1 rRNA gene is annotated in these 484 nt (G+C 52.5%); it reads left to right on the top strand.

The window, feature by feature from the left end:
* Nucleotides 1-484, top strand: a 23S ribosomal RNA gene (locus AC0V2Y_RS22500); the annotation flags it as partial.

The following is a 484-nucleotide window of genomic DNA, read 5'->3' as shown; positions in this document are numbered from 1 at the left end:
CCACGCCGTAAGCCCAAGGTTTCCTGTTCAACGTTCATCGGAGCAGGGTGAGTCGGCCCCTAAGGCGAGGCAGAGATGCGTAGCTGATGGGAAGCAGGTTAATATTCCTGCACCGTCGTATGATGCGATGGGGGGACGGATCGCGGAAGGTTGTCTGACTGTTGGAATAGTCAGTTTCTGTCTCATAGAAGGCGCTTAGGCAAATCCGGGCGCGGAATTCAAGGGGATGGGACGAGTGAACTTGTTCACGAAGCAATCGGAAGTGGTTCCAAGAAAAGCCTCTAAGCTTCAGTCATACGAGACCGTACCGCAAACCGACACAGGTGGGCGAGATGAGTATTCTAAGGCGCTTGAGAGAACTCGGGAGAAGGAACTCGGCAAATTGGTACCGTAACTTCGGGAAAAGGTACGCCCCGGTAGCTTGAATGGTTTACTCCATGAGGGTGAAAGGGTTGCAATAAACTGGTGGCTGCGACTGTTTAAT

It is taken from the genome of Janthinobacterium sp. BHSEK (assembly GCF_056174685.1).
Note: the sequence above shows the minus strand (reverse complement) of the source record. Positions and strands in the feature narration are given on the sequence as shown.